The 23173-nt window shown below is 70.5% G+C and carries 20 protein-coding genes; 10 read left to right on the plus strand and 10 right to left on the minus strand.

All coding sequences use genetic code 11. The annotated features are described in order from the left end of the window. Window positions 1-675: 675 nt before the first annotated feature. The 6 genes from ACWPOB_RS05770 to ACWPOB_RS05795 form a co-directional block, all read right to left on the minus strand. Complete coding sequence (locus ACWPOB_RS05770) at window positions 676-3051, minus strand: MMPL family transporter (protein WP_455400185.1); 2376 nt, start codon at window positions 3049-3051, stop codon at window positions 676-678. A gap of 73 nt (window positions 3052-3124) precedes the next feature. Further along, window positions 3125-4525, minus strand: a complete 1401-nt coding sequence (locus ACWPOB_RS05775) for a cytochrome P450 (protein ID WP_455400186.1) — start codon at window positions 4523-4525, stop codon at window positions 3125-3127. A 10-nt stretch (window positions 4526-4535) separates the two neighbouring features. After that, window positions 4536-5567 carry an aminotransferase class I/II-fold pyridoxal phosphate-dependent enzyme gene (locus ACWPOB_RS05780; protein ID WP_455400187.1) on the minus strand — a complete coding sequence of 344 codons (1032 nt, stop codon included), beginning with the start codon at window positions 5565-5567 and terminating at the stop codon, window positions 4536-4538. Further along, window positions 5564-6601, minus strand: a complete 1038-nt coding sequence (locus ACWPOB_RS05785) for a 3-oxoacyl-ACP synthase III family protein (RefSeq protein WP_455400188.1) — start codon at window positions 6599-6601, stop codon at window positions 5564-5566. Before ACWPOB_RS05785 ends, ACWPOB_RS05780 begins: the two co-directional genes overlap by 4 nt. A 20-nt stretch (window positions 6602-6621) precedes the next feature. Beyond that, window positions 6622-7278, minus strand: coding sequence for an SRPBCC family protein (locus ACWPOB_RS05790; protein ID WP_100056251.1), 657 nt, complete (start codon window positions 7276-7278; stop codon window positions 6622-6624). A 20-nt stretch (window positions 7279-7298) separates the two neighbouring features. Continuing rightward, a complete protein-coding gene (locus ACWPOB_RS05795) occupies window positions 7299-8972 on the minus strand; it encodes a thiamine pyrophosphate-binding protein (protein WP_455400189.1) in 1674 nt (557 codons plus the stop codon). A 1685-nt stretch (window positions 8973-10657) separates the two neighbouring features. Between ACWPOB_RS05795 and ACWPOB_RS05800 the strand changes: the two genes are divergently transcribed. Both ACWPOB_RS05800 and ilvA read left to right on the plus strand, forming a co-directional pair. Continuing rightward, window positions 10658-11092, plus strand: a complete 435-nt coding sequence (locus ACWPOB_RS05800) for a nitroreductase family deazaflavin-dependent oxidoreductase (RefSeq protein WP_100058893.1) — start codon at window positions 10658-10660, stop codon at window positions 11090-11092. A 123-nt stretch (window positions 11093-11215) separates the two neighbouring features. Continuing rightward, window positions 11216-12538, plus strand: a complete 1323-nt coding sequence (gene ilvA, locus ACWPOB_RS05805; protein ID WP_455400206.1) for a threonine ammonia-lyase IlvA — start codon at window positions 11216-11218, stop codon at window positions 12536-12538. 129 nt (window positions 12539-12667) lie between these two features. On the opposite strand, the gene ACWPOB_RS05810 is transcribed toward ilvA, so the two are convergent. Then, on the minus strand, window positions 12668-13204 hold the full coding sequence (locus tag ACWPOB_RS05810) for a TetR/AcrR family transcriptional regulator (RefSeq protein WP_006943765.1): 537 nt from the start codon (window positions 13202-13204) through the stop codon (window positions 12668-12670). Window positions 13205-13298: 94 nt separating this feature from the next. On the opposite strand from ACWPOB_RS05810, the gene ACWPOB_RS05815 reads away from it, so the two are divergent. Beyond that, entirely contained in the window at window positions 13299-14822 is a 1524-nt protein-coding gene (locus ACWPOB_RS05815) for an MFS transporter (protein WP_455400190.1), read from the plus strand. Window positions 14823-14913: 91 nt separating this feature from the next. Here the strand turns inward: ACWPOB_RS05815 and treZ are convergent, their stop codons facing one another. After that, entirely contained in the window at window positions 14914-16725 is a 1812-nt protein-coding gene (gene treZ / locus ACWPOB_RS05820; protein ID WP_100058771.1) for a malto-oligosyltrehalose trehalohydrolase, read from the minus strand. Between the two features lie 23 nt (window positions 16726-16748). Between treZ and ACWPOB_RS05825 the strand changes: the two genes are divergently transcribed. After that, the gene (locus tag ACWPOB_RS05825) at window positions 16749-17417 is read left to right on the plus strand and encodes a TetR/AcrR family transcriptional regulator (RefSeq protein WP_100058772.1); all 669 of its coding nucleotides are present in this window, start codon (window positions 16749-16751) and stop codon (window positions 17415-17417) included. A 15-nt stretch (window positions 17418-17432) separates the two neighbouring features. On the opposite strand, the gene ACWPOB_RS05830 is transcribed toward ACWPOB_RS05825, so the two are convergent. Beyond that, on the minus strand, window positions 17433-18407 hold the full coding sequence (locus ACWPOB_RS05830; protein WP_455400191.1) for an AraC family transcriptional regulator: 975 nt from the start codon (window positions 18405-18407) through the stop codon (window positions 17433-17435). A 147-nt stretch (window positions 18408-18554) separates the two neighbouring features. Between ACWPOB_RS05830 and ACWPOB_RS05835 the strand changes: the two genes are divergently transcribed. From ACWPOB_RS05835 to ACWPOB_RS05850, 4 genes are all read left to right on the plus strand, one after another. After that, window positions 18555-19370 (plus strand): alpha/beta fold hydrolase, encoded by an 816-nt coding sequence (locus ACWPOB_RS05835; protein WP_455400192.1) that lies wholly within the window; start codon window positions 18555-18557, stop codon window positions 19368-19370. 213 nt (window positions 19371-19583) lie between these two features. Next, window positions 19584-20348 (plus strand): MBL fold metallo-hydrolase, encoded by a 765-nt coding sequence (locus ACWPOB_RS05840; protein WP_455400193.1) that lies wholly within the window; start codon window positions 19584-19586, stop codon window positions 20346-20348. Between the two features lie 279 nt (window positions 20349-20627). Then, window positions 20628-20879 (plus strand): hypothetical protein, encoded by a 252-nt coding sequence (locus ACWPOB_RS05845; RefSeq protein WP_100058112.1) that lies wholly within the window; start codon window positions 20628-20630, stop codon window positions 20877-20879. A 101-nt stretch (window positions 20880-20980) separates the two neighbouring features. Continuing rightward, window positions 20981-21211 carry a DUF6480 family protein gene (locus tag ACWPOB_RS05850; RefSeq protein ID WP_100058111.1) on the plus strand — a complete coding sequence of 77 codons (231 nt, stop codon included), beginning with the start codon at window positions 20981-20983 and terminating at the stop codon, window positions 21209-21211. 39 nt (window positions 21212-21250) lie between these two features. Here the strand turns inward: ACWPOB_RS05850 and ACWPOB_RS05855 are convergent, their stop codons facing one another. Continuing rightward, on the minus strand, window positions 21251-21658 hold the full coding sequence (locus ACWPOB_RS05855; protein WP_455400194.1) for a YchJ family protein: 408 nt from the start codon (window positions 21656-21658) through the stop codon (window positions 21251-21253). Window positions 21659-21751: 93 nt separating this feature from the next. Between ACWPOB_RS05855 and ACWPOB_RS05860 the strand changes: the two genes are divergently transcribed. After that, complete coding sequence (locus ACWPOB_RS05860) at window positions 21752-22741, plus strand: magnesium transporter (protein ID WP_100058109.1); 990 nt, start codon at window positions 21752-21754, stop codon at window positions 22739-22741. A gap of 93 nt (window positions 22742-22834) precedes the next feature. Then, window positions 22835-23155 carry a chorismate mutase gene (locus ACWPOB_RS05865; protein ID WP_455400195.1) on the plus strand — a complete coding sequence of 107 codons (321 nt, stop codon included), beginning with the start codon at window positions 22835-22837 and terminating at the stop codon, window positions 23153-23155. Window positions 23156-23173: the final 18 nt, after the last annotated feature.

A 23173-nucleotide genomic window follows, 5' to 3' on the forward strand; every position in this document is an offset into this window, starting at 1 on the left:
TGTTCGGCGACGAGCCGGGGGTGAACCGTCTCGTGGCTTCGGTGATCGCTGCGTCCTCGATCATGACAGCCTCGCTTCATCGGCGCATTCTGCGACGCACTTGCCGGTCTCATATCGGGTATGGGGAGAGCATCCTTGACGAAGCCGTCGCACTTCACCGCGTGGCGGTAACGAGTAGTCGACTTCTTGTTTCCGCGGCAACCTCGCCACGTCGGGCGGGACGGCGCCCACGACCGGCACGCTGAACAACGGCGCGGATGCGGGAGCAGGCGGGCCGAGCCTGACGGGATGGACCGCCTCGGGAACGGCCATCGCTGCGCGAAACACTTTCTTGTCCAAGGTGTTCTTCTCGTAGTGTGTTTCGGCGGGTGTTGCACCCGGCACGAGTGGTTGACGTGGAAAACATCATTCGGCATGGGCACGGTGACCGGCGACGGGGAAAACCCTCGACCGCGATGTTTGGGCCGAGCACCTGTTCGCCGCGGTGCAGGACACCGTGGTCGAACACCAGGTCGCCGCCGCGCTGTCCTCCCAGCTCGCGTGCCCGGACTGCGAAATCCCGCGGCGGCACAAGGACAGCCTGGACCATCGTGATGGGGACGCAGTTCGGCACGCTGCCGCTGGACAGTCCCCGCTGGTGGCACAGCCCGTGCACGCCGCAGCCGACCCGAACGTTCAGCCGACTGGCCGCGACCCTGCGGGAGCGGACGACCTCGGGGACTCGCGCACCCCGATTCGCGCGTGCAGTCGGCGCAGCGGTCCCGGTGCCCACCAATTGAACTCGCCGGCCACCCGCATGAACGCCGGCACCAGCACGCCGCGCACCAGTGTGGCGTCCAACAGCACGGCGAGCGCGGTGCCGATCCCGAACATCTGCATGAACGACAGCCCGGTCGAGAAGGACAGCAGGGTCACGGTGAGCAGGGCGGCGGCGCTGCTCACGATCCGCCCGACGCGACCCAGGCCCTCGATGGTCGCCTCGGTGGTGCCCGCCCCGCCGTCGCGCGCCTCCTTGATCCGGCTGAGCAGGAAGATCTCGTAGTCCACCGACAGGCTGAACGCGATGCAGCACAGCAGCACCACCATGCCGATGTTCAGCGGTGCGGGCGTCACGCCGGTGATCGCGGCCAGGTGCCCGTCCTGGAACAGCCACACCATCGCGCCGATCACCGCGATGAGCACGAACACGTTGAGCAGCAGCGCCTTGATCGGCACGATCATGCTTCCGGTGAATAGGAACAACAGCACGAAGGTCGACACGGCCAGCAGTGCGAGCGCCGACGGCAGACGGCCGGCGATCGCGGAATTGCTGTCGATCAGCGTTGCCGTCGGGCCGCCGACGGCGACGCGGTTCTCGGCCACCGCCGGCAGCGCCCGGATCTCGTGCACCAGGTCCTGGGCCGGCTCCGATTGCGCGTCCACCGTCGGTTCGACCAGCACGTACCCGGCATCGTCGGCGGTGAAGCGCGCGCTCTGCGGTCCCGGACCGGCCACCAGCATCCCGTGTTGGTAGCGGCCGAAGGCGCCGTCCACCCGGGCCACCTCGTCGAGCGCGGACACCTCGCGGGCCACCCGATCGAGCGCCGCCGCGTCGTTGCGCGCCACCAAGATCGCCGCGTCCGAGCTGTCGGCGGCATAGTCGTCCCGGATCGCGGTGGTGACCTCACGCGCGGCCGAATCGACCGGCAGCGCTCGCTCGTCCGGGGTCGCGAACCGGGCGTGCAGGACCGGAATGCCCATCAGCAGCAACAGCATCAGCACCGGCAGCGCGGCGCGCACCGGTCGGCGCGTCACCGCTGCCGCGGTGCGACGCCAGAACGGCGAATCCGCCGCCAGCCGGTCGCGTCGGCGCCGCACCGCCAACGAGTCGATTCGCCCACCGAGCAGTGCCAGAATCGCAGGCAGCACCACCACTGCGCTCACCGCCGCCGTCACCACCACCGCCATCGCCGCGAACCCGACTGACCGCAGGAAGTAGATGGGGAACACGAGCATCCCGCCCATCGCCACCGTCACGGTGGCCGCGCTGAACAAGATGGTGCGGCCGGCCGTCGCGACCGACTCGATCACCGCTTCCCGTGGTGGATGCCCGGCGGCCCGCTCCTCGCGGAACCGGGACACCAGCAGCAGCCCGAAGTCGATGGCCAGGCCGAGCCCGAATGCCGTGGCCACGGTCAGCGCGTAGACGGATACGTCGGTGACCTTGGCCAGCACGAACAGCACCAGCATCGTCGCCAGAATCGAGGCCACGCCCAGGCTCAGCGGCAGCAGCGCGGCCACCACGCTGCCGAACACGATGATCAGCAGCAGCAGCGTCGCGGGCAGCGCGATCGATTCGGCCAGCTTCAGGTCCTGCGCCACGTGGGTCTCGAGGGCGTCGGTCAGCCCCAGCTTGCCCCCGGCCGCCACCCGCACCGCCGGGTCCTCGGGCAGCTCCGCGAGGATCGTGGTGGTGTGCCGGGCGGCCTGTTCCGCGCTGCCGCCGACGTGCAGCAGCACCAGCCCGGACCGGCCGTCGGTGCTGCGCAGATCCGGCAGCCGCGTGGTCCAGTAGGAGCCGACCTCGGTCACCTCCGGCTCCGCCGCGATCCGCCGCTCGAGCCGCTGCGCCGCGGCCGTCACCTCGGGGCTGTTCACATCGCCGGCGCGGGCGGTGACCTGCAGCACCAGGTTGGGTGTGGAGCCGCCGAAGCGCTCGTCGAGGAAGGCCTCGGCCAGAGAAGATTCCGAGCCGGGGTCGTCGAAACCGCCGACCTTCAGCTCGGCGGAGACACCCGTGCCGAGCACACCGGCGAGCACCAGGAAGGCCAGGGCGCCGGCGAGAACCCGGCGGGGACGGTCGACGATGAGGGTGGCGAGCCGTGTCAGCATGACGTCGTCGCTCCTTCGCGATCGTTTGCCGTGCGCGGTGGTGAGCTGTTGTTCCTCCGATGCCGCGTGTCGCGTCTCGTCGTCGTGTTCACCGGCGTCGCCGTGAGCGCCGCAGTCTGCACCATGGCGAGGGCGTTGCGACCCGGGCCCGGCCGGGTAGCCGTCGGTGGTGGTGCTCATCTCGATCCTGCTCTCGATCGTCGGCAATCGGATTCATCTCCGCCCGGAACGCCGAGCGCCGCCGCGCTCGACATCACCCCGGACCGTACGGGACCGACGACCCGCCCGAACGGTCTTCCCGGTGCCGCGGGCCCAACACTTCGAACATGATCGGCCTTCGCGGCCCGGTCGCGATGTTGTGTGGGACCGACACCGGCGGCGGCCGGCGTAGGGTCCGCTCCGGCAGAGCCAGCCGGACCCGCGACAGGATGGTCGCCAGCACGATCGGCATCTCGTACTCCGCCAGGGCGAACCCGATGCACCGTCGATGCGCGCCGCCGAACGGCGCGAATTCGAACGGACTGTAGCGCCGCCCGACGAAACGCTCCGGATCGAACTGGTCGGGTCGTTCCCAGACATCCGGATGCGAATGCAGGAGAGGCAGGGCGATACCGACCGTTGCGCCCGCGGCTACCGGGACGCCGCGCACGTGCAGCGGCCCGGTCAGCCGGCGCAGCACGATCGGCACCGGCGGGTGTAACCGCAGCGTCTCTTTGCACACCGCGTCCAGGTACGGCAACCGAGCGAGGTCCTCGGGCGCCGCCGTCGCGCCCAGGTCCCGCACCTCGGCCATCACCCGCTCGCGGACCTCAGGGTGGCGGTGCAGATGGAACAACGCCCAGCACACCGAGGTCGCGGTGGTCTCGTGCCCGGCCACCAGCAATGTGCGGAGTTCCTCGCGCAGCTCGCCGTCGTCGATCCGCGACCCGTCTTCGTAGGTCGCGGCGAGCAGCATGCTCAGGATGTCCACCCGGCCGTCCTCGGGGTCCGCGCGCCGGCGCTCGATGTCCTCGGTCAGCAACGCATCGAAATCGTCGCGGGCGCGGACGAACCGATCCCAGGGCGCGTGTCCGAACACACCGCGGCGCAGCGGCGGAACCAACATCAGCGGGCCGGTGTAGGCGGCGAGGAAATCGGCGACCACCCGGATGTACTCGGCCGGGCGTTCCGCGCCGGTGAGCCCGAACACCGCCTCCAGGATCACGCGCAGGGTGATGGCCCGAAGGGCAGACCGCGAGTCGACGATGCGTCCCGGAGTCCAGTCGGCGATCTCATCGAGTGTCGAATCGCGGATGATCTCGCCGTATGCCCGCATCCGCTCCCCGTGGAACGGTGGTGTCAACAATTTCCGTTCCCGGCGGTGCCGCTCTCCGGATATCAAGATCAGCGACGCGTCCCCGACCAGCGGCGCGATCGGATTCGGTGTCGGGGGCTCGACCAGATCGACGGGCGCACGGAAGATATCTCGGGCACCCTCGGGATGTCCGGTGAACAGGATCGGCGTGAATCCGGGAAACCGGACCTCGAACGGGTCACCGTCGCGGTCGCGCCGCCACCGAAAATAGCGATCGGGATCGGCCCCGGCGGTGAGCGTGCGAACAGCACCGCGCCCGGCCGTACGTAACTGCGAGGCACGCGGCAACATCGTCGACATACCGCGGCCCTCAGATCGCCTGCAGTGCCCGCAGCACCGCGCGGCCGGCGGCGGGATCGCCCACCGCGATGCGGGCGCTGCCGTCGGCGTAGGGTTTTGCCACGATGCCGGCGCGCTGCAGCGCCGGTGCGATGCGCGACCCGTTCAGGTAGAGGAAATTGGCGTGGCTGCGGGGAACATGCACCCCGTTCTGCCGCAACGCAACCCACAAGAGTTCGCGTTCGGCGGTGATCTGCGCGACCCGGTCCCGCAGTTCGTCCTCCGCCGCATAGGAGGCGGTCACCGCCGCCACCGCCGCGCAACTCATCCCGAACGGCAGCTGCCGGCGCCGCACCCGCGCCACCAGCTCCCGCCCTCCGAATGCGTACCCGATGCGCAGCCCGGCCAGCCCGAATGCCTTCGAAAACGTCCGCAGCACCAGCACATTGGGGTAGCGGCGAATGAGGCCGAGCACATCGACCGCGTCGGCGGCGTCGATGAACTCGACGTAGGCCTCGTCGAGGATCACCACCACCTGCGGCGGAATCGAGGACAGGAACACCTCCAGGTCGGCCGCGGAGACCAGGGTGCCGGTGGGGTTGTGCGGCCGGCACACCACCACCAGCCCGGTCCGGTCGTCGACCGCCTCGCCCATCGCACACAGATCCTGGCGACCACCATGATCGAGCGGAACAGCCACCGCTTCCACGCCCAACATGTCGGCCATGATCGGATAACCGTCGAACGTCGGGTTCGCGAACACCATGGTTTCGCCGCTTCCCAGCACGGCCTGCATGATCTGCATCGCCACCCCCGTCGCGCCCGAACCGACCACCACCTGCTCCGGGTCCACACCGACCCGGTCGGCGATGATCCGGGGAAGACGCTGCGGCAGAAACTCCGGATATCGATTCGCCTGGGCCATCTGTTCGTACAGCGCCGCCAGCACCGACGGCAACGGCGGGAACGGGTTCTCGCTCAGCCCGAGCTCGAAGTGGGGCACCGGCCTGGTCACGCCGCTCACCGCCGACGGTGTCGTCGCCTCCGCGATCTCGCCGGTCATGGCGTCGGCCCCGCTCCCCATCGGACGGCGGCCGCACCGGCGAAGTCGCCGGCGTGGGCGAATCCGGCCAGCACCACCAGTGACCCGTTGCCGATGCGCCCGTCCCGGTTGGCGGTATCCAGCGTCACCGGAATGCCGGCGCCGAAAAGGTTTCCGCACTCGTCGAAGGTGTCCGGGTGCTGCTCCGGGGTCAGCTGCATGGCCTCGCGCCAGTTCCGCAGGAACAGCCGGTTGGGTTGGTTGGTGACGAAGGTGTCGACCTCGGCGGATTGCACGCCGATCCGATCGCAGACCGCCAGCGCCACCTCCGGCACCAGCCGGTTGCCGCGGGCGAACACCTTGGTGATCTTGGACTCGGTGAACCCCACGCAGACCTGCCCGAGGCCCGGCTCCCAGTACTTGCGATCGGAGACCGGAACTCCCTCGAAGGTCATGTCCCCACCGAACTCCGGATAGGTGCGGCATTCGATGCCCAGGATCGGGGCGTCGTCGGATTTGGTCAACAGGCCGACCCCGCAGCCGTCGCCGGGCACCGGAGCATGCGCCAACCCTCGGATCTCGCTCTGGGTGAAGACCTGTCCTGCACTGTTCTGGGTCGTGGCGATCAACGCCGTGGTCGCATCGGAGCTCTGCAGGATGGTCTGGGCCAGCGCCATCATGTGCACGAACGACGCGCAGCCGCCGTTGTGCACGTCGATCACCCAGTCCGGGCGCAATCCCAACCGGCGGGCCACCTCCGGGCCGCAGCCGAGCACCGGGTTGTCGGGCAGCTGGGTGTGGGTGAGCAGCACATCCACGTTCGAAATCGTGTCCGCGCCGTGTCTGTCGATCAGCGGGGCCACCGCCCGCTCCACCATGTCCACCGCAGTCTCGTCACGGGCCACGTGGTGCCGATACTGCGGCGAGCGGAACATGACGTTCTTCGCCATCCGGTCCGAGCGGGAGAACTGAGTGAAATATTCGGTGGGAACCCGATTCTCCGGCAGATAGCTGGCGACGTCGACCAGGCTGACCGTGGGCCGGGGCGCTGTCATAGGTGCGTGCACTGTCATGCTCATTTCATCCATTCCGGCTTGATCGGCAGACCGTGGGTGGCGCGGTACTCGCAGATGGCCTTGAGGTTGTCCATCTCCAACTGATGTCCGGCGGAGAACATGTCCCAGAAGTCGCCGACCCACACCGGGCGGTTCGCCGGTGCCGTCTCCGGGTAAGGGTTCTCGTCGTAGAACGGGTGGCGGCAGTTGGTCCACAGCACCACCGATCCGGGCTTGTTGAGCACCACCTGCGCGTCGACCACCCGCATCAGATAGATCATCCACAGGTGTCGGCCCTGGTCCCACGCGCAGTGGTAGTCCACCGTCATCGCGTCGGGGTTCGCGAAGGTGCGCACATAGCATTTCGTCTGGTCGCCGAGCCGGTCGTAGGAGAGCCAGAGCCCGGGCTCGTCGGTCTCGGTGAACCCGCGCAGGCTGTAGGTCCACTCCTCCAGACACCGGGTGTCCGCAAGGTACTCGTACACCTCACGCGGCGGCGCCGCGATGTAGGCGTTGACCGGGCAGAACTGACCGAACACCTGGTCGTGCGGGTACACCGACCGAAGCATGTCCACGATGATCGGTGTGGTGGCCTCCTTGTCGGAATTTTCGATCCGCAACACACCCGGGATCAGATCCTCGGCGATGTCGCTCAGAGCGGGAAGGCTGATGGTCACGATTTCTCTCCTTCGATTCTTTATCGGGGGCTGGTCAGGAACGGCAGGAACGGTGGTATCTCGTCGGGATCGCAGTCCACCGCTACGAACGACGGGCCTTCGGTGTGCGCGCTGCGTGCCAGCGCGTCGGTCAGCTCGCCGACACTTCGCGCGGCGAATGCCGGCAGCGTCGGGAACATCGCCGCGATCCCCTCGCCGAGCAGGGTCGGCCGGAATCGGTTGAAGCTGTATCGATCGCGGTAGAACAGTTGCTCGCGGGTCACGCACATCGCGTGCGCGTTGTTGTTGAACACGATGAATGTCACCGGCAGGTCGTGCTCGATCGCGGTGTGCATCTCCAGGCCGTGCATGAAGAACGCGCCGTCCCCGGCGATCACGAAGGTCCTTCTGTTCCGCGCGAACGCCGAGCCGATCCCCGCGCCGAAGCTGTAGCCCATGCCGCCCATCCCGAGGGCGACCACGAACCGCCCGCCGCGGGGCACCGAAAGATGATGCACCACCGATGCGCCCGTGTTCCCGGCGTCGGCGAACACGTCCGCTCCCGCCGGCAGCATCGCCGTGATCGCCTCCACGGCCTCGCGGTAGCGCAGCCCCGGACCCGAGGAGTCGGGTACCTCCAGCGTCGTCAGGGCCTGCGGGCCTGCCGGTTCCGGTACGCCGTCGACGTCGAACAGCGCCGTGAGCTCGTCCAGTGTCGACCCGAGGTCCATGCTCACCGCGTGCACCGTGGGCGCATAGGGTGGTTCGGCGCCGATGCTGGCCACCGGCACTCCGGCCAGCGCACCGTCGAGCCCGGCTCGTGCGGTCATCGGCATCCGGGTGCCCACCAGCAGGCACAACGCCGCCTGCTGCACGGCGTCGACGAGTTCGGCGTGGCCCATTATGCCTGCCACACCGCAGAATCCATGCTCTTCGGCGGCGTAGCAATCCTTCGCATCCGGTGTCACCCCGACCGCCGCGTCCAACGCGACGGCCAACGCCCGCACCTGCGCGCGGGCATCGTTGCGCGCCACCTGATCGCCGACGATGAGCACGATCTTGCCGGTCCGCCGGGCCGCGGCGATCATCTCGGCGACGCGGGCCAGCCCGATGTGATCGCGAACCACCCGGCGGGTCGGCGGGGTGAACCGGGGCCCCGTAACGGTGGCCTGCTGAACATCCTTGGGCAACAGCAATACCGCAGGCCCACCGCACAGCGCCGCGGACACCGCCCGCTCCAGGTGCTCGGCGATGTCCTCGGGCCGCTCGACCCGCGCGCAGTAGCGGGAGATCTCGGAGAACAACCGCGCAGCGTCGATCGAACCCGCCCGGCCGCTGGAATCCTGGAACGCCCCGCCGCCCTCCAACGCGGTCGGTGGCTGACCGACCAGGGCCAGCACCGGCACCCGCGAGGTGTAGGACTCGGCCAGTCCGGCGACCAGGTTCATCGCGCCACCCCCCGAGGTGGCGGCGACAACACCGAGCCCACTCGACGAGCGTGCGTACCCGTCGGCCATGGTGGCCGCGGAGAACTCGTGCTTGGCAACCACCCCGGTCACATCCACGTCGGCATCGAAGACCGCGTCGTAGAGGTCCTCGATGTTGGCGCCGTCCACCCCGAAGATGTTCCTCACGCCCAGCGCGGCCACCGCATCGACCAGGTAGTCGACGACCCGCCGCTGTTCGCGTCCATGACTTCGACCGCTCGTTACCATGCCGTGCTCCTCTCGGGACTTCGGTCCCTGCTCTTCTTGTCGCTTCCCGATGTGGTGAGGTCTGGTCCGATCGGGTCACCGTCGCGGGTGTCCTTGGGCGACCCCACACGTAGGGGCTGGGGTCAGGTTCGGGAGCGCCGGGCCTACCCGGAATCTCTGCATCGTTGCGCTCCGCCTGGTGCGCAGCTGATCACCTACCACAATGTGCCGGCGCCGCTGCCCGCAGTAGGCACCCCAGGTGGCAAATCTCTACCCCGAGAGGAGAGGAAATGCCACGGGTGGGGACAGGACGAACCGTGCAGTCAGCGGCCGGACCGGACGACGGCGGACACGCCGCCGGGCGAGCCGCTTCGGCGCCGGGCGGAGGTGAACCGTCCCGTGGCTTCAGCGATCGCTGCGTCTTCGGTCATGACGCCCTCACTTCATCGGCACATCCTGCGACGCACTCGCAAGTCCCATATCGGGTATGGGGAGAGCATCCGTGCAGAAAGCCTCGCACTTCGTCCTGCGGCGGTAACGAGTAGTCGACTACCTGACCTGACGATTCCCGATAGGTGGGCGCTCGACGTGACAGTGCCGCGCCCACGACCCGCCCACGACCGGTACCCTGAACATCGACGCGGATGCGGGAGCAAGCGGGCCGAGCCTGACGGGACGGATCGCCTTGGGGGCGGCCACCGCTGCACGACACACGTTCTTGGTCAAGGTGTTCTCCCTCGCAGTGTGCGCCGGGCGGGTGATGAGCCGCCGGCACGAATGGTTGACGTAGAAGAGCATTCGGCACGGGCACGGGCACGGGCACGGGCACGGTGACCGGCGACGGGGAAAACCCTGGACCGGACGCGCCGGGTTGTCCCCGATCGGAGCGGGTGGACGGCGAGTTTGAGGGATTTCCCCGTCGAGTGACCGAGGTCATCCACGCAAGAGTGATCACATGGCTGTTGATCTGTTGCGTGCGGCCGACCGGTTCGCCACCGCGCTGCACGTGCCCCTGTACGAGGAGGCACGTGCCCTTCGGTGGCGGCAGCAGGCACACAACCTGGTCCGAGGAGTTGCGGCCTCACCGTTGGAGGCGGGAGGACTGCCCGTCCTGCTGGTTGGCGGTCTGCTCGACACCCCTGGCTGCTCGAGTCTCTCTCGGACTGGTTCGACCTGGTTGACTGTCGCCCCACCCCGGCGCCGGTCAACCGCGTGGTCGGTGCGGTCGAGGGCCGCACCTGCATCCTTTGCGCAGGTAGGCGCCGCGGTGCGCGGACACCCCGGAATGAACCGTTGGGCTTCCACGCGATCAGTACGTTGCCACCGTTGTGACGGACTCGGACCAGCATCCTTTCGTCTTGCCGTCGGCGCGATCGTCGCGGCCGACTGGCCAGCAGACGCGCTTCGGCGAGTACAGCAAGACCGGTCCTTCTCGAGTGTCCACGCCCCGAACTACCTATGTAACCGATAATTAGCCACGCTAATCATATTCTGGCACCCATACACGTGAGAACGTGGAGTGCCCAGCCCGCTGCGTGAACGCGCGTCGCGGCTGTATCGGGAGTCCGAGCCGAAGCCAGTGATCCGGCGGCTGGTCGAGACGTTGAACGCACGTCGGTTGCCTGGCGCCCCTTTTTCGCTGGTGGTTTGACAGATGAGCCGTGTTTTGGCAGCGATGGGCGGCCGGGCGTGGTCGAATCGGGGCCATGCCTCTCACCGGAGAATACGAACCGAGTCCGTCCCAGTGGGCCGCCGACCAGGTGGCGCTGTACGAGAGTTCCGGCGGTACCGAGGGTACGACCCTGAACGGCCGGCCCGTCATCGTGCTGACCAGCCGCGGAGCGAGGACCGGCAAGCTGCGCAAGACCCCGCTGATGCGGGTCGAGCACGACGGCGTCTACGCGGTGGTCGCCTCCCTCGGCGGTGCCCCGAAGCATCCGGTCTGGTACTACAACGTCCTGGCGGACCCGCACGTCGAATTGCGCGATGGGCCGACGGTCCGGGACATGACCGCCCGCGAGGTCCACGGCGAGGAGAAGGATCTGTGGTGGCGGCGCGCGGTCGAGGCCTTCCCCGATTACGCGGAGTACCAGAAGAAGACGGACCGGGAGATTCCGCTCCTGATCCTGGAACCTCGGTAGCGCGCGAGCGCGCGAGCGCGGGAGCCGGGTGTGGCGAGCGGGGTGACGAAACCCGCGTTGGGGGTTCCGGGCGGACAGTGGCAGCATAGGTAGGTGACCACTACTTCGCGAGCCGCCGATCCGATGCACCTGCCCGCCCTGAGCGTGGCCGACATCGAGGCCGCGGCGGAGCGAATTTCGGCGGTGGTCGCCCCCACGCCGCTCGAGCACAGCGAGCGGCTCTCCGTCCTCACCGGCGCGAACGTCTATCTCAAGCGCGAGGACCTCACCCGCGTCCGCTCCTACAAGCTGCGCGGCGCCTACAACGTCATGGCGCAGCTCTCTCCCGCCGAACGCGAGGCGGGTGTGGTGACGGCCAGCGCCGGCAACCACGCGCAGGGTGTGGCCTACGCCTGCCGGGCGATGGGGGTGATGGGCCGGATCTACGTGCCCACCCGGACCCCGAAGCAGAAGCGGGACCGCATCCGCGCGCATGGCGGTGCCTTCGTCGAGCTCATCCCGACGGGGGACACGTTCGACGCGGCGGCGGCCGCCGCCGCCGCGGACGTCGCGCGCACCGGCGCGACGATGGTCGCGCCGTTCGACGACGCCCGCACCGCGGCGGGGCAGGGGACCATCGCCCGCGAGATGCTCGACCAGCTGCCCGCGGCGCCGGACCTGGTGCTGGTTCCGGTCGGCGGTGGCGGCTGTCTGGCCGGCATCGCGGCGTACCTGCACGAGAAGTCGCCGTCCACCTCCATCGTCGGGGTGGAACCGGCCGGCGCAGCATCGATGACCGCGGCCCTCGTCGCGGGCGGACCGGTGACCCTGCCCGAGGTGGATCCGTTCGTCGACGGTGCCGCCGTCAAGCGGGTCGGCGACGTGCCGTACGCGGTGGTCTCCCGGCTCGGCGCCGAGATCGTCTCCCACGCGAACCTGCCGCTGGTCGCGGCGCTCCGCAACGACGGTCTGGGCACCGGGCCGTTCGGGATGACCCAGGTCGACGAGGGTGCAGTGTGCACCGCGATGCTCGATCTGTACCAGAACGAGGGCATCATCGCCGAGCCTGCGGGCGCGCTGTCCGTCGCTGCTCTCGAAGGGTTGACCATCGCGCCGGGCTCGACGGTGGTGTGCCTGATCTCGGGGGGCAACAACGACGTCTCCCGCTACGGGGAGATCATCGAGCGCTCCCTCGTGCACCGCGGCCTCAAGCACTACTTCCTGGTGGACTTCCCCCAGGAGCCGGGTGCGTTGCGGCGGTTCCTCGACGAGGTGCTCGGACCCGACGACGACATCACGCTGTTCGAGTACGTCAAGCGCAACAACCGGGAATTCGGGGCGGCGCTGGTCGGCATCGAACTCGGGGCGGCGGACGGGCTGTCGTCGCTGCTGGCGCGCATGTCGGCCTCGCCGATCGAGGCGCAGCGGCTCGAGCCGGGCTCGCCGGCCTACCGCTATCTCACCTGAGCCGCACGGGATTCCCAGTGGGGGAGGTGTGTCCCCGCCGGGCCCGCCCGTCCGGTGTGTGCCGGCGCCCACGACCCGTCTGTCCCCGGCCGATCCCGATCGGTGCGGGTGCGGCGGCGGTTCCGGCGATCAGGGGTGTGCGGAGCCGAGCAGGCGGGCGACCACCTGTCGGTGCAGTTCCGGATCGGGCTTCGGGAGGCCGAGCATCGCACCGAGGTAGATGCCGTCGCCCACGAGGCGCACGATCTCCGCGGTGACGGGATCGTCGATCTCGGCGCGCAGGCCCTCGTCCCATGAGCGCATCACCTCGACCACCGCGCGCTGCACGTCGTCGTGCTGGCCGTCGGCACTGCGCAGCGCGGCCACCGTGGAGCGGAACAGGGCCATCTCCGCGGCGTCGCCGGTCTCGTCCGGATCGGCGAGATACCACTCCGCGACCGGGGTGCCGCCGGCGACGGCATCGGCGAGCCGGGCGTCGCCCCGTTCGCCGAGGCGCCGCACCATCGCGGCGAGCATCGACTCCTTGGTCGGAAAGTGGTACAGCAGGCCGCCTTTCGACACGCCCGCGGCGGCCGCGACGCCCTCGAGCGTCACCTGGGCGACCCCCACGTCGACGAGGGTGCGTTCGAGGGCGTCGAGGATGCGGTCGCGTGTGTCGGAGGCCATGGGCCGATTCTACCGATTGTCTTTGTACCGTCCGGACGGTCGGTGCTACGGTATTTCTGTACCGGCTGGACGGTTCAGTGTGGAGGGAAGACGGATGACGAACACCGGGCAGATGCCGGGGGTCCGCCCGGCGGACGCGGGGACCGTGCCTGCGGCCGCGGGTGTGCGCACCTGGGCGGGGCTGGTGGTACTCGCCTGTGCCGTGTTGCTGATCGCGGTCGACGCGACCGTTCTCGACCTCGCCCTGCCTTTCCTCAGTGCCGATCTGGCCCCGAGCGGAGTGCAGCTGCTGTGGATCATCGACGTGTACTCGTTCGCCGTCGCCGGCCTGCTCGTGACGATGGGCGTGCTCGGCGACCGCGTCGGCCGTCGCCGGCTCCTGCTGGTCGGTGCCGTCGGCTTCGCCGCGGCCTCGGCCGTCGCGGCGTGGGCGGCGAGCCCGGAGATGCTGATCCTGGCGCGTGCACTGCAGGGAATCTCCGGCGCCACCCTCATGCCCGCGACCCTGGGGCTCATCCGGCACATGTTCACCGATCCGCGGGAGCGGACCGTCGCCATCGGCGTGTGGGGCGCGATGGCCGGCGGCGGCGCTGCGCTCGGCCCGCTCGTGGGCGGCTGGCTGCTCGAACACTTCTGGTGGGGGTCGGTGTTCCTGATCAACCTGCCGATCATGGCGGTGCTCGTCCTCGCCGGGCCGTTCCTCGTCCCGGAATCGCGGGATCCGCACCCGGGCCGCTTCGACCTGCCGGGGGCCGCGCTGTCGCTGCTGGCCGTGGTTCCGATCGTCTACGCGGTCAAGGAAACGGCGCTGCACGGCCCGCATGCCGCCGCCCTGGTCGCGCTGGGTGGCGGTCTGACGGCCGCCGCGGCGTTCGTGCACCGTCAGCGGGTCGCGAAGAACCCGCTGCTCGATCTCACTCTGTTCCGGCGGCGCGAGTTCTCCGCGGCCGTCCTGACGAATCTGCTGGCGATCTTCGCCCTCGCCGGGGTGCTGTTCTTCGGTTCGCAGTATCTACAGCTGGTGCTCGGGATCGGACCTCTACAGGCGGGTCTGCTGATGCTCCCCGGGACCGCGACCAGCGCTCTGTCCTCGCTCGGAGCGGCATGGCTCGTGCGGCGCCTGCCGGTCGGGACCGTCCTGTCGGGTGCTCTGGCCATCGCGGCCGTGGGTGCGGCGATGTTGCTGGCTCTCGGCACCACCCACGGCGCGGGGCTGTTCGTCGTCGGCTTCACCCTCATCGGCGTGGGGGTCGGCGTCGCGCTGACCCTCACCACCGACCTGGTGGTCGGGGCCGCCCCGGCCGACCGGGCCGGCGCCGCGTCGGCGGTGTCGGAGACGGCGTACGAACTCGGTGTCGCGCTGGGGGTGGCGGTGCTCGGCAGTGTCGTCACGGCCGTCTACCGTTCCCGGCTCGGGGTTCCGGGCTCCGGCCACGAGTTCGACACCCTCGGCGGCGCGGTGGCCGCGGCCGGACGGCTCCCGGCGGCGGAGGCCGAGGCCCTGCTCGCGTCGGCGCGGGACGCGTTCGTCGCCGGCACGCACGGGGCCGCGGCCGCCACGGCGGTGATCCTGGCGGCCACGGCCGCGCTGACCCTGCGCATGCTCCGTCGGCGGTGACACTGCGCGGCCTAGGCCTGCGGTGACACTGCGCGGCCTCCGGCCTGCGGTGACACTGCGCGGCCTCCGGCCTGCGGTGACACTGCGCGGCCTAGGCCTGCGGTGCGACGGCAGAGTCGAGCACGACGAACGAGTGCCCCGGCACGAGCGTCGCGGACCCGGTCCGGTTGACCACAACCGGCTCCCACCACACCAGGGGAGCACCACCGAAGGGCACGGTCACCGGGTCGGGCCCGAGGTTGCACGCCACGCGAAGACTGCCGCGGTGCATCACGATCCAGCGCTCGTCCTCGTCGTAGTCGACGTGCAGGTGTTCGAGCCACGGATCGGTCAGCTCGGCGCGTTCGCGGCGCAGCGCCAGCAGCTGCCGGTAGCAGTCGAGCACCCGCGCGTGCCCGGGCTCGGTGCGCTCGGCCCAGTTCAGCGTCGACCGCCGGAACGTCTCCGGATCCTGAGGGTCGGGCACGTCCTCGGCGTCCCACCCGTGCTCGGAGAACTCGCGCCGGCGTCCCTCGGCGGTGGCCCGGGCCAGCTCGGGTTCCGGGTGGGAGGTGAAGTACTGGAACGGTGAACTCGCGTCCCACTCCTCGCCCATGAACAACATCGGCGTGAAGGGGGAGGTGAGCACCAGCGCGGCCTTGACGGCGAGCTGACCGTGGTCGAGGTAGTGACCGGGCCGGTCGCCGATCGCCCGGTTGCCCACCTGGTCGTGGGTGCACGTGTAGGCGAGCAGGGAGCTCGCCGGGATGCGCCCGACGTCGAGCGGCCGCCCGTGCGTGCGCCCGCGGAAGCTCGAATAGGTGCCGGCGTGGAAGAACCCGTGCCGCAGGGTGCGGGCGAGGCAGTCGAGCGAACCGAAATCGCCGTAGTAGCCCTGTCGTTCGCCGGAGACGGCGGCGTGCACGGCGTGGTGGATGTCGTCGTCCCACTGCGCCTGCAAGCCGTAGCCGCCCGCGGCGCGGGGCGAGATCGTCTTCGGATCGTTCAGGTCGCTCTCGGCGATCAGGCTCAGCGGCCGGCCGAGGTGCGCGGACATCCGGTACGTCGCGACGGCCAGTTCCTCGAGCAGGTGCACGGCGGTGTGGTCGACGAGCGCGTGCACCGCGTCCAGGCGCAGCCCGTCGATATGGAAGTCCCGCATCCACCGCAGGGCGTTGTCGAGGATGTAGCGGCGCACCTCGCCGGAGTCCGGCCCGTCGAGGTTGACCGACGCGCCCCACGTGCCCTGCCCGCCGGACAGGTACGGGCCGTAGCGGTCCAGGTAGTTGCCGGACGGTCCGAGATGGTTGTACACCACGTCCAGGATCACCCCGAGGCCGCGGGCGTGGGCGGCGTCCACGAAGCGCTGCAGGCCGTCCGGGCCGCCGTACGGCTCGTGCACCGCATACCAGAGCACCCCGTCGTAGCCCCAGCCGCGGGTGCCGTTGTAGGCGTTGACCGGCATCAGCTCGACGAGGTCCACCCCGAGCTCGACGAGGTCGTCGAGGCGGTCGACGGCCGCGTCGAACGTGCCCTCGTCGGTGAAGGTGCCCACGTGCAGCTCGTAGATCACTCCGCCCGCGAGTTGCCGGCCGGTCCAGGACGCGTCGGTCCAGGCGCTCTCGTCGAGCGAGTGCAGCTGGGACAGGCCGTGCACGCCGTCGGGTTGCCGCGGCGAGCGCGGGTCGGGCAGCACGGTCTCGTCGTCGTCGAGGACGTACCCGTAGCGGGCGCCGGGGGAGGCGTCGACCTCGGCGCGCCACCAGCCGCCGTCGTCCCGGCGCATGGGGTGGTCCGTGCCGTCGACGCGGAGCCGGACGGATTGCGGGGTCGGAGCCCAGACCTCGAAGGTATGCACCCGACCAGCATGCCCGGTCGCCGTCGCGCCTGCAGGCCTCCGAAATCTGTTGCAGTTTCGATGCAACCGATGCTGATACGCTGAGATCGATGTCCCAGCATGCCAAGAGGACCTACAGTTCGCCGCTGCGCGAGGAGGCCGCGCGCCGTACCCGGGCGACCGTCGTCGACGCTGCCGCCCGGCTCTTCGTCGATCGCGGGTACGTCAGCACCACGGTCAGGCAGATCGCGGAGACGGCCGGGGTTGCCGTGCGTACCGTCTTCACGGCGTTCCCCGGCGGCAAGTCCGAACTGTTTCGGGAGGCGCTCGACGCCGCGGTCGCGGGCGGGTCCGCGGACTCGGCCGGCGACGGTCCCGCTCCGGCCGAGCGTTCGCGTCCGGGGCGGGTCGCCTCCGGCACGGCGGGCTCGGACGCCGAACGCATCGTCGAGCAGGTGGTCCGTTACGGTGCGGATCTGCTCGAGCGGGCCGGTGGGCTGCTGATGACCTCGGTCGAGTCGTCGGGCGCGGACCCGGACATGCGCCGGTTCGCCGACGAGGACGCTCGTGCCACCGCGGACAACGCGCGCACGATCGCGGTCGGGCTGCACCGGCACGGACTGCTGCGCGACGACGTGAGCGTCGATCACGCGGCGCACGTGCTCTACACGCTGGGTTCCCCGCAGGTGCATGCGCTGCTGCGCCGCGACTGCGGCTGGGACGTGGACGAGTACCGGGCGTGGCTCACGGCGACACTGCGGGCGACGCTGCTGCGCTGAGCCAGTGCCGCCTCCTCACGGCCAGGCCGCCGGGCCCGGGACGCGCACGGCCCGCGGGGTGGTCCCGAAGCGGGCACGGAACGCCGTCCCGAACGCGCTGAGCGATCCGAAGCCGGAGGCGAACGCGATGTCGCCCACAGCGACCGCGCTCCAGCGCGGGTCCTCGAGGCGGCTGCGGGCGCGGTCCAGCCGCCGGTTGCGGAGCAGTTCGGCGGGCGTGGTGCCGGCCGTCCGCAGCGCGAGCTGGAGCTGCCGCAGCGACCAGCCCAGGTCGCGCGCCATCGACGCCGGTGTCAGGTCCGGGTCGTCCGAACGTTCGTCGACGTAGGACCGGGCGGCCTCGGCCACCGCCGCCAGGCCGCCCGGGCGGATGCCGTCGCGCAGGTCGGCCAGCGCGACGGCCACGAGCTCGATCACCCGCGCGCTGATCGCGACGAATGCGGGACCGGACAACGACTTCCGTTCGCGGGCCAGCGCGCGCGTCATCGTCTCCGCCACCGACGCGACGCCGCGGCGCAAGTCGAGCACGCTCGGCCCGTCGGCGACGGCACGGTCGGGCAGGCACCCTTCGGGCACGGTGAGCACCCACGCCCGGGCCTGCGCGCGATGGAGGAGCTCGAAGGGGTGGGCCATCGACACGAGGGCCGCGCGGCCGACCGGCACCGGCAGCGAGACCCCGTCGTGCGCGACGGTGAGGGTGCCGGACTTCGGCACGAACAGGCGCATGCTCCGGTCGTCGTCCGCCCGGACGTGCCGGGCGGTCCGCGCGTAGGTGATCCGATCGGACCAGAACTCGACGAGCTGGTGACCGCCGCAGCGCTGCACGTGCGTGGCGCCGGCGAAGTCGGCCGGCGACCGTTCGCCCGGAGCCGGGAAGGAGTAGTCCAGGGCGCCGTGGTTGAACCGCACGTGGTCGGTCCAGAACTCGGCGCGGTCGCGTTGCGGCACGCGGCGGGTCGTCGTGAACTGCACCTGGTAGTCCGCTGTCACCGTGACCTCCTCGCCGGCCGTGCGCGGGACGGGCAGTGCTCTGCGCGGATCGACGAGTGCTGCGACCGGACCGCTCCCTACGCTCGTCGGCAGTGTAGTGACGAACGCCACAGCGCGGTGCGGTGGCCCGGATCCAGGAGGTTTCTCATGCAGCGAGCATCGGTCAACGGGACGGAACTCGCCTTCGTCGACGTCGGTCCGCGCGACGGGGTGCCGATCGTGTTCAGCCATTCGCTCTTCTTCGATCACACGATGTTCGACGCGCTCGTGCAGAAGTTCGCGGACGACGGGTACCGGGTGGTCGCCTACGACCATCGCGGGCAGGGGGAGAGCGCCCCGGCGGCGCGGGACGAACTGGCGGTCGACATCCTCGCCGAGGACGCCGCGGCCCTGATCGAGCACCTCGATCTCGCACCCTGCCACGTCGTCGGGAACTCCCTCGGCGGGTTCGTCGCGCTGCGGCTCGCCGCGCGACGGCCCGAACTGCTCCGCACGGCCGCCGCCCTCGGCTCGTCGGCGGAGGAGGAGTACAAGCTCGACGACTTCGCCCCGCTGGTCGGCCACCTCACCGAGCACGGCACGGCCGACGTCGTCGACACGGTCATGTACATCATGTTCGGTGATTCGAGCCTCGCTCAGGAGAGCTCGATGACGAGCACCTGGCGCGCGGCGATCGCCCGGCTCGGGCCGCGCATCGGGGACGCTGCCCACGGCGTCATCCACCGCGGACGGATCGTCGAGGAGCTGGCCGGCTGCCGCGTGCCGGTCCTCGCCGTCGCCGGCCGCGAGGACCATGCCTACCCGCCGCCGATCTCGTCGGTGAACATCGCCGAGGCCGCGGGAGGCCGGCACGTCACGGTCGACGCCGCGGGGCACTCCGTGGCGCTGGAACAGCCCGACGAGGTCGCGAGGCACCTCTCGGAGCACTTCGCCCCGGCCGAGCGGGACCGGGCCGGCGGGTGAGGCCGCGCTGTGGCAGCCGGGGTGGCACCGCAGCGCGCGCCGCGGGGACCGGCACCGGCACGCCGGGGTCTGTGGAATCCACGGCCTACGGAACAAAAATTTACCGAACCAGGTCCTCGCGAATTCTCACGCCCGAAAACTGCACCGAAGACGGGGGTACCCTCCCGGCGCGGGCGCATCACGGCGGGCAGGGGCTCGGGGAAGGAGCCGACCGTGCGGAACGGGCCGCATCCGGAAGAGGTCGCAGCGGGCGTGTACCGGCTCGAGACCGGCCGCGGCCTGACCGAGGCCAACGTCTACCTCGTGCGGTCGGGGGCGGCGTGGGTCCTCGTGGACACCGCCTGGCCGAAGCGGGCGGCGATGATCCGGGCGGCGGCCGAGGAGTTGTTCGGCGCGGACACACGGCCGGCCGCGATCCTTCTCACGCACTTCCACCCCGACCATTCGGGTTCGGCACGTGAGCTGGCTCGCCTGTGGCGGTTACCGGTCCACGTGCATCCCGACGAGCTGCCGTTCGCGCGGGGCGGTTACGACCCGGCGTTCGCTCATCCGCTCGACCGGTGGGTGGTCGCCCCGCTGCTGAGGTTGGTGCCTCGGCGCACCCTGCGGGCCCTGCAGGAGCGGGATTCTCTCGAAGGCGCGGCGGTCGCGTTCGATCCGGCCGCCGGGGTGCCGGGCCTGCCCGACTGGGAGTGTGTCCCCACGCCGGGGCACACTCCGGGGCACCTCGCGTTGTTCCGCAGGTCCGACCGGGTGGCGCTCACCGGCGACGCCGTGCTGACGGTCAACGTGAACTCGCTGCCCGACCTGCTGCGCCGCAGGCGCGGGATGTTCGGTCCGCCCCGCCTCACCACGTGGAACCGGGCCCTGGCGCGCGAATCGATGACCCGGATCGCGCGGCTCGCGCCCCGGGTCGTCGCGAGCGGCCACGGCCGGCCCCTGCACGACCCCGAGGCCACCGGGCCGGCGGAATCGTGAGGGTTCCCGGCGATGGGGCGCTCGAGTGTGTTTCGGATCACATTCCGCCGGATATCCGAGACAGTGGGTCGGGACGTCGAGGCGGTGAAGGAGGAAATCGGTCATGTGGAACTTCCGACCTGAGTTCAACTGGTTCATGCATCTGTTCCGCGACCTGTTCGGCTGGTTGAGCTGAGACAGGGCCTCGCCGTCCGCACCCCGTTGGGGGGCGGACGGTGACACACGTCGCCTCGACGGCGAGGGGGGCGGCGAACCCACGACGTTGCCCGAGAGGACCACATGAGTCACGCCAGTTTCGCGTCCCGGGTCGGTGCCGCTCGCGACAAGCTGTTCGACCTGGCCCGCGAGATCGCCGCGATCGTGGAGGCCGCCGAGGCACTCGACCGGGAGTCCCTGCCGCTCGCCGACGAGATCGCCGTGACCGGGCTCGTCGACGCTCTCACCGACGTGAGCGGGCACCTCGACGCGGCGACGGAGCCGCTCGGCGAGGCCGTCTGGTTCTCGCGTCATCTGCCCGGACCGTTCGGCTGACGCTCGCGCCCGAGGATTACGCGGCCGGAAACCGGGTATGTCGTCGGGGTCGAGGCGCTGCTCTCGGCACCGTTCCCGCACCGCCGACACCAGGAGCGCACGTGAGCACCCAGAACCCCGGACCTCAGCCGGAAGACGCCCCCGGCCTCGACGCCGGCGGGGGAGTACAACCCGGGGACACGCCGCCCGACGCCGGACAGACCTCCGGCCTGTCGCATCCCCAACCCAACCCGAGCCGGGTGATGCCCGTCTTCGCGATCCTGCTCATCGCGTTGATCGTGCTCGGAGTGGCGGCGTTCTTCGTGGCGCGCGCGTTCGCCCTCTTCGACTGAGGACGCCGAACGACCGAACCCCGGCCGCGCCCGGCAGGGTCAGCCGAGAGCGTCGACGTAGACCCAGCGGCCGTCCTCGCGGACGAACCGGCTGTGTTCGTGCAGCACGTCCGGGTGGCCGCCGAACGTGTAGTGGGCGCGGAACTCGACCGTGCCCTCCGTGTGCAGGAACCCGCCGCCACTCGTGCGCAGCACCTCGAGTCCGGTCCACCGCTGCGCCGGATCGAGGTCCAGCCGCACCGGGCGGGTGCCGGGGTGCCACGTGCGGCGCAGATGCGCCTCGTCGCCCACCGCGAACGCGGTGTACCGCGAACGCATCAACTGTTCGGCCGTGGGCGCGTCCCCGCCGGTGAGGAACGGACCGCAGCATTCGCCGTACGGAAGGCCTCGGCCGCACGGGCAGGGTGCGGTGGGACCGGGGCGGGGTGTGCGCTCGCGTGGACTCACCGGCACATTATCGCCACGGGCGGGATCGGGCGGTCGTACCGGTCGTGGCACGATCGAACCTCGGGACGAGCGCGGCCGGAGGAACGGTGGAGCATGGTCGAATCTGCCGACACACATACACGGGAGCAGGGCAGTCCCGGCACCGCGCTGCGGCACAGCTTCGCGGCCGTCCCGGTCGCCGGGCCGGACGACACGGTCGCCGAGGTGCTCGACCGGATGCGGGAGCACAGCTTCGACAGCGCCGCCGTCGTCGCCGTGCTCGCCGGTGAGTCGCTCGCCGGTCTCGTCACGATCGAACGGCTGCTGGCGGCCCCCGGCACCACCCGGATGAGCGACGTGCTGGACCCGGATCCGCCGGTGGTGCGCCCGGACACCGCGCAGGAACGGGCCGCGTGGAAGGCGGTTCAGCACGGCGAACCCGGCCTCGCCGTCGTGGACGAACGCGGCCGGTTCCGCGGTCTCATCGCGCCCCAGCAGTTGCTCGCCGTGCTGCTGCACGAGCACGACCAGGACATGGCCCGGCTCGGCGGCTTCGTGCACTCGGCGGACGCGGCACGGGCCTCGAGCGTCGAGGGGGTCCGTCGCCGCCTGTGGCACCGGCTGCCGTGGCTCGTCGTCGGTCTGATCGGGGCCATGGTCTCGGCCGGCCTGATGCAGGTGTTCGAGACCGAACTCGACGCCGACCTCGCCGTCGCCTACTTCGTGCCGGGCATCGTGTACCTGGCGGATGCGGTCGGTACGCAGACCGAGACGCTGGTCATTCGCGGGTTCTCGGTGGGTGTGGGGATCCGGCGGATCGTGCGCCGCGAGGTGCTGACCGGCCTGTCGGTGGGGGCGCTGCTGGGTGCGACCATGCTGCCGGCGGTGCTGCTCATGACGGGGAACCGGGAGCTCGCGGTCGCCGTGGCGTCGGCTGTGCTGGCCGCCAGCACCATCGCGACGACCGTCGCGATGGTCCTGCCGTGGGCGCTGCAGCGGCTGGGCCAGGACCCGGCGTTCGGGTCCGGCCCGCTCGCCACGGTGATCCAGGACCTGCTCTCCATCGTCATCTACTTCGTGGCGGTGACGCTCCTGCTCGGCTGAGGGGTGGGGTGATCCCCACCCCAGGGTTCCTTGGGGGACAAGGCGTTCCCGAGCCACGATGGGGCGACCGACCGCCAACCCCGTGGAGGCCCCGTGACCGTAACGTCGGAGACGTTCACCCCGAACCCCACCGCTCTCACCGGCGCGGCCGAACTGGATCACGTGTTCGACGAGATCGACCGGGTCGACGCCGAGATCGTCGCCGCGATCCGGCACCGGACCGGTCTCGCGCACCGCGCCGGCCGGCTGCGCCGCGCCGGTCACGGAACGGTGCCGGTGCACACGCGTCGCGAGATGGCGGTGCTCGCGCGGTTCACCGCGGCACTGGGGCGGGACGGTTCGGCGCTGGCGACGACGCTGCTGCGGTTGGGACGCGCCCCCCTTGCCGACGCTGCAACCTACGGGCAGGATTGAGTCCGCGCCCTGGAGGTT

It is taken from the genome of Rhodococcus sp. 2H158, assembly GCF_053764755.1.

Coding starts and splice junctions, on each gene's coding strand:
- ACWPOB_RS05800 (WP_100058893.1), top strand. CDS start 10,658: ATGCCTCTCACCGGAGAATACGAACCGAGTCCGTCCCAGTGGGCCGCC.
- ACWPOB_RS05845 (WP_100058112.1), top strand. CDS start 20,628: ATGAGTCACGCCAGTTTCGCGTCCCGGGTCGGTGCCGCTCGCGACAAG.
- ACWPOB_RS05835 (WP_455400192.1), top strand. CDS start 18,555: ATGCAGCGAGCATCGGTCAACGGGACGGAACTCGCCTTCGTCGACGTC.
- ACWPOB_RS05825 (WP_100058772.1), top strand. CDS start 16,749: ATGTCCCAGCATGCCAAGAGGACCTACAGTTCGCCGCTGCGCGAGGAG.
- ACWPOB_RS05815 (WP_455400190.1), top strand. CDS start 13,299: ATGACGAACACCGGGCAGATGCCGGGGGTCCGCCCGGCGGACGCGGGG.
- ACWPOB_RS05770 (WP_455400185.1), bottom strand. CDS start 3,051: ATGAGCACCACCACCGACGGCTACCCGGCCGGGCCCGGGTCGCAACGC.
- ACWPOB_RS05775 (WP_455400186.1), bottom strand. CDS start 4,525: ATGTCGACGATGTTGCCGCGTGCCTCGCAGTTACGTACGGCCGGGCGC.
- ACWPOB_RS05785 (WP_455400188.1), bottom strand. CDS start 6,601: ATGACAGCGCCCCGGCCCACGGTCAGCCTGGTCGACGTCGCCAGCTAT.
- ACWPOB_RS05780 (WP_455400187.1), bottom strand. CDS start 5,567: ATGACCGGCGAGATCGCGGAGGCGACGACACCGTCGGCGGTGAGCGGC.
- ACWPOB_RS05795 (WP_455400189.1), bottom strand. CDS start 8,972: ATGGTAACGAGCGGTCGAAGTCATGGACGCGAACAGCGGCGGGTCGTC.
- ACWPOB_RS05860 (WP_100058109.1), top strand. CDS start 21,752: ATGGTCGAATCTGCCGACACACATACACGGGAGCAGGGCAGTCCCGGC.
- ilvA (WP_455400206.1), top strand. CDS start 11,216: ATGCACCTGCCCGCCCTGAGCGTGGCCGACATCGAGGCCGCGGCGGAG.
- ACWPOB_RS05810 (WP_006943765.1), bottom strand. CDS start 13,204: ATGGCCTCCGACACACGCGACCGCATCCTCGACGCCCTCGAACGCACC.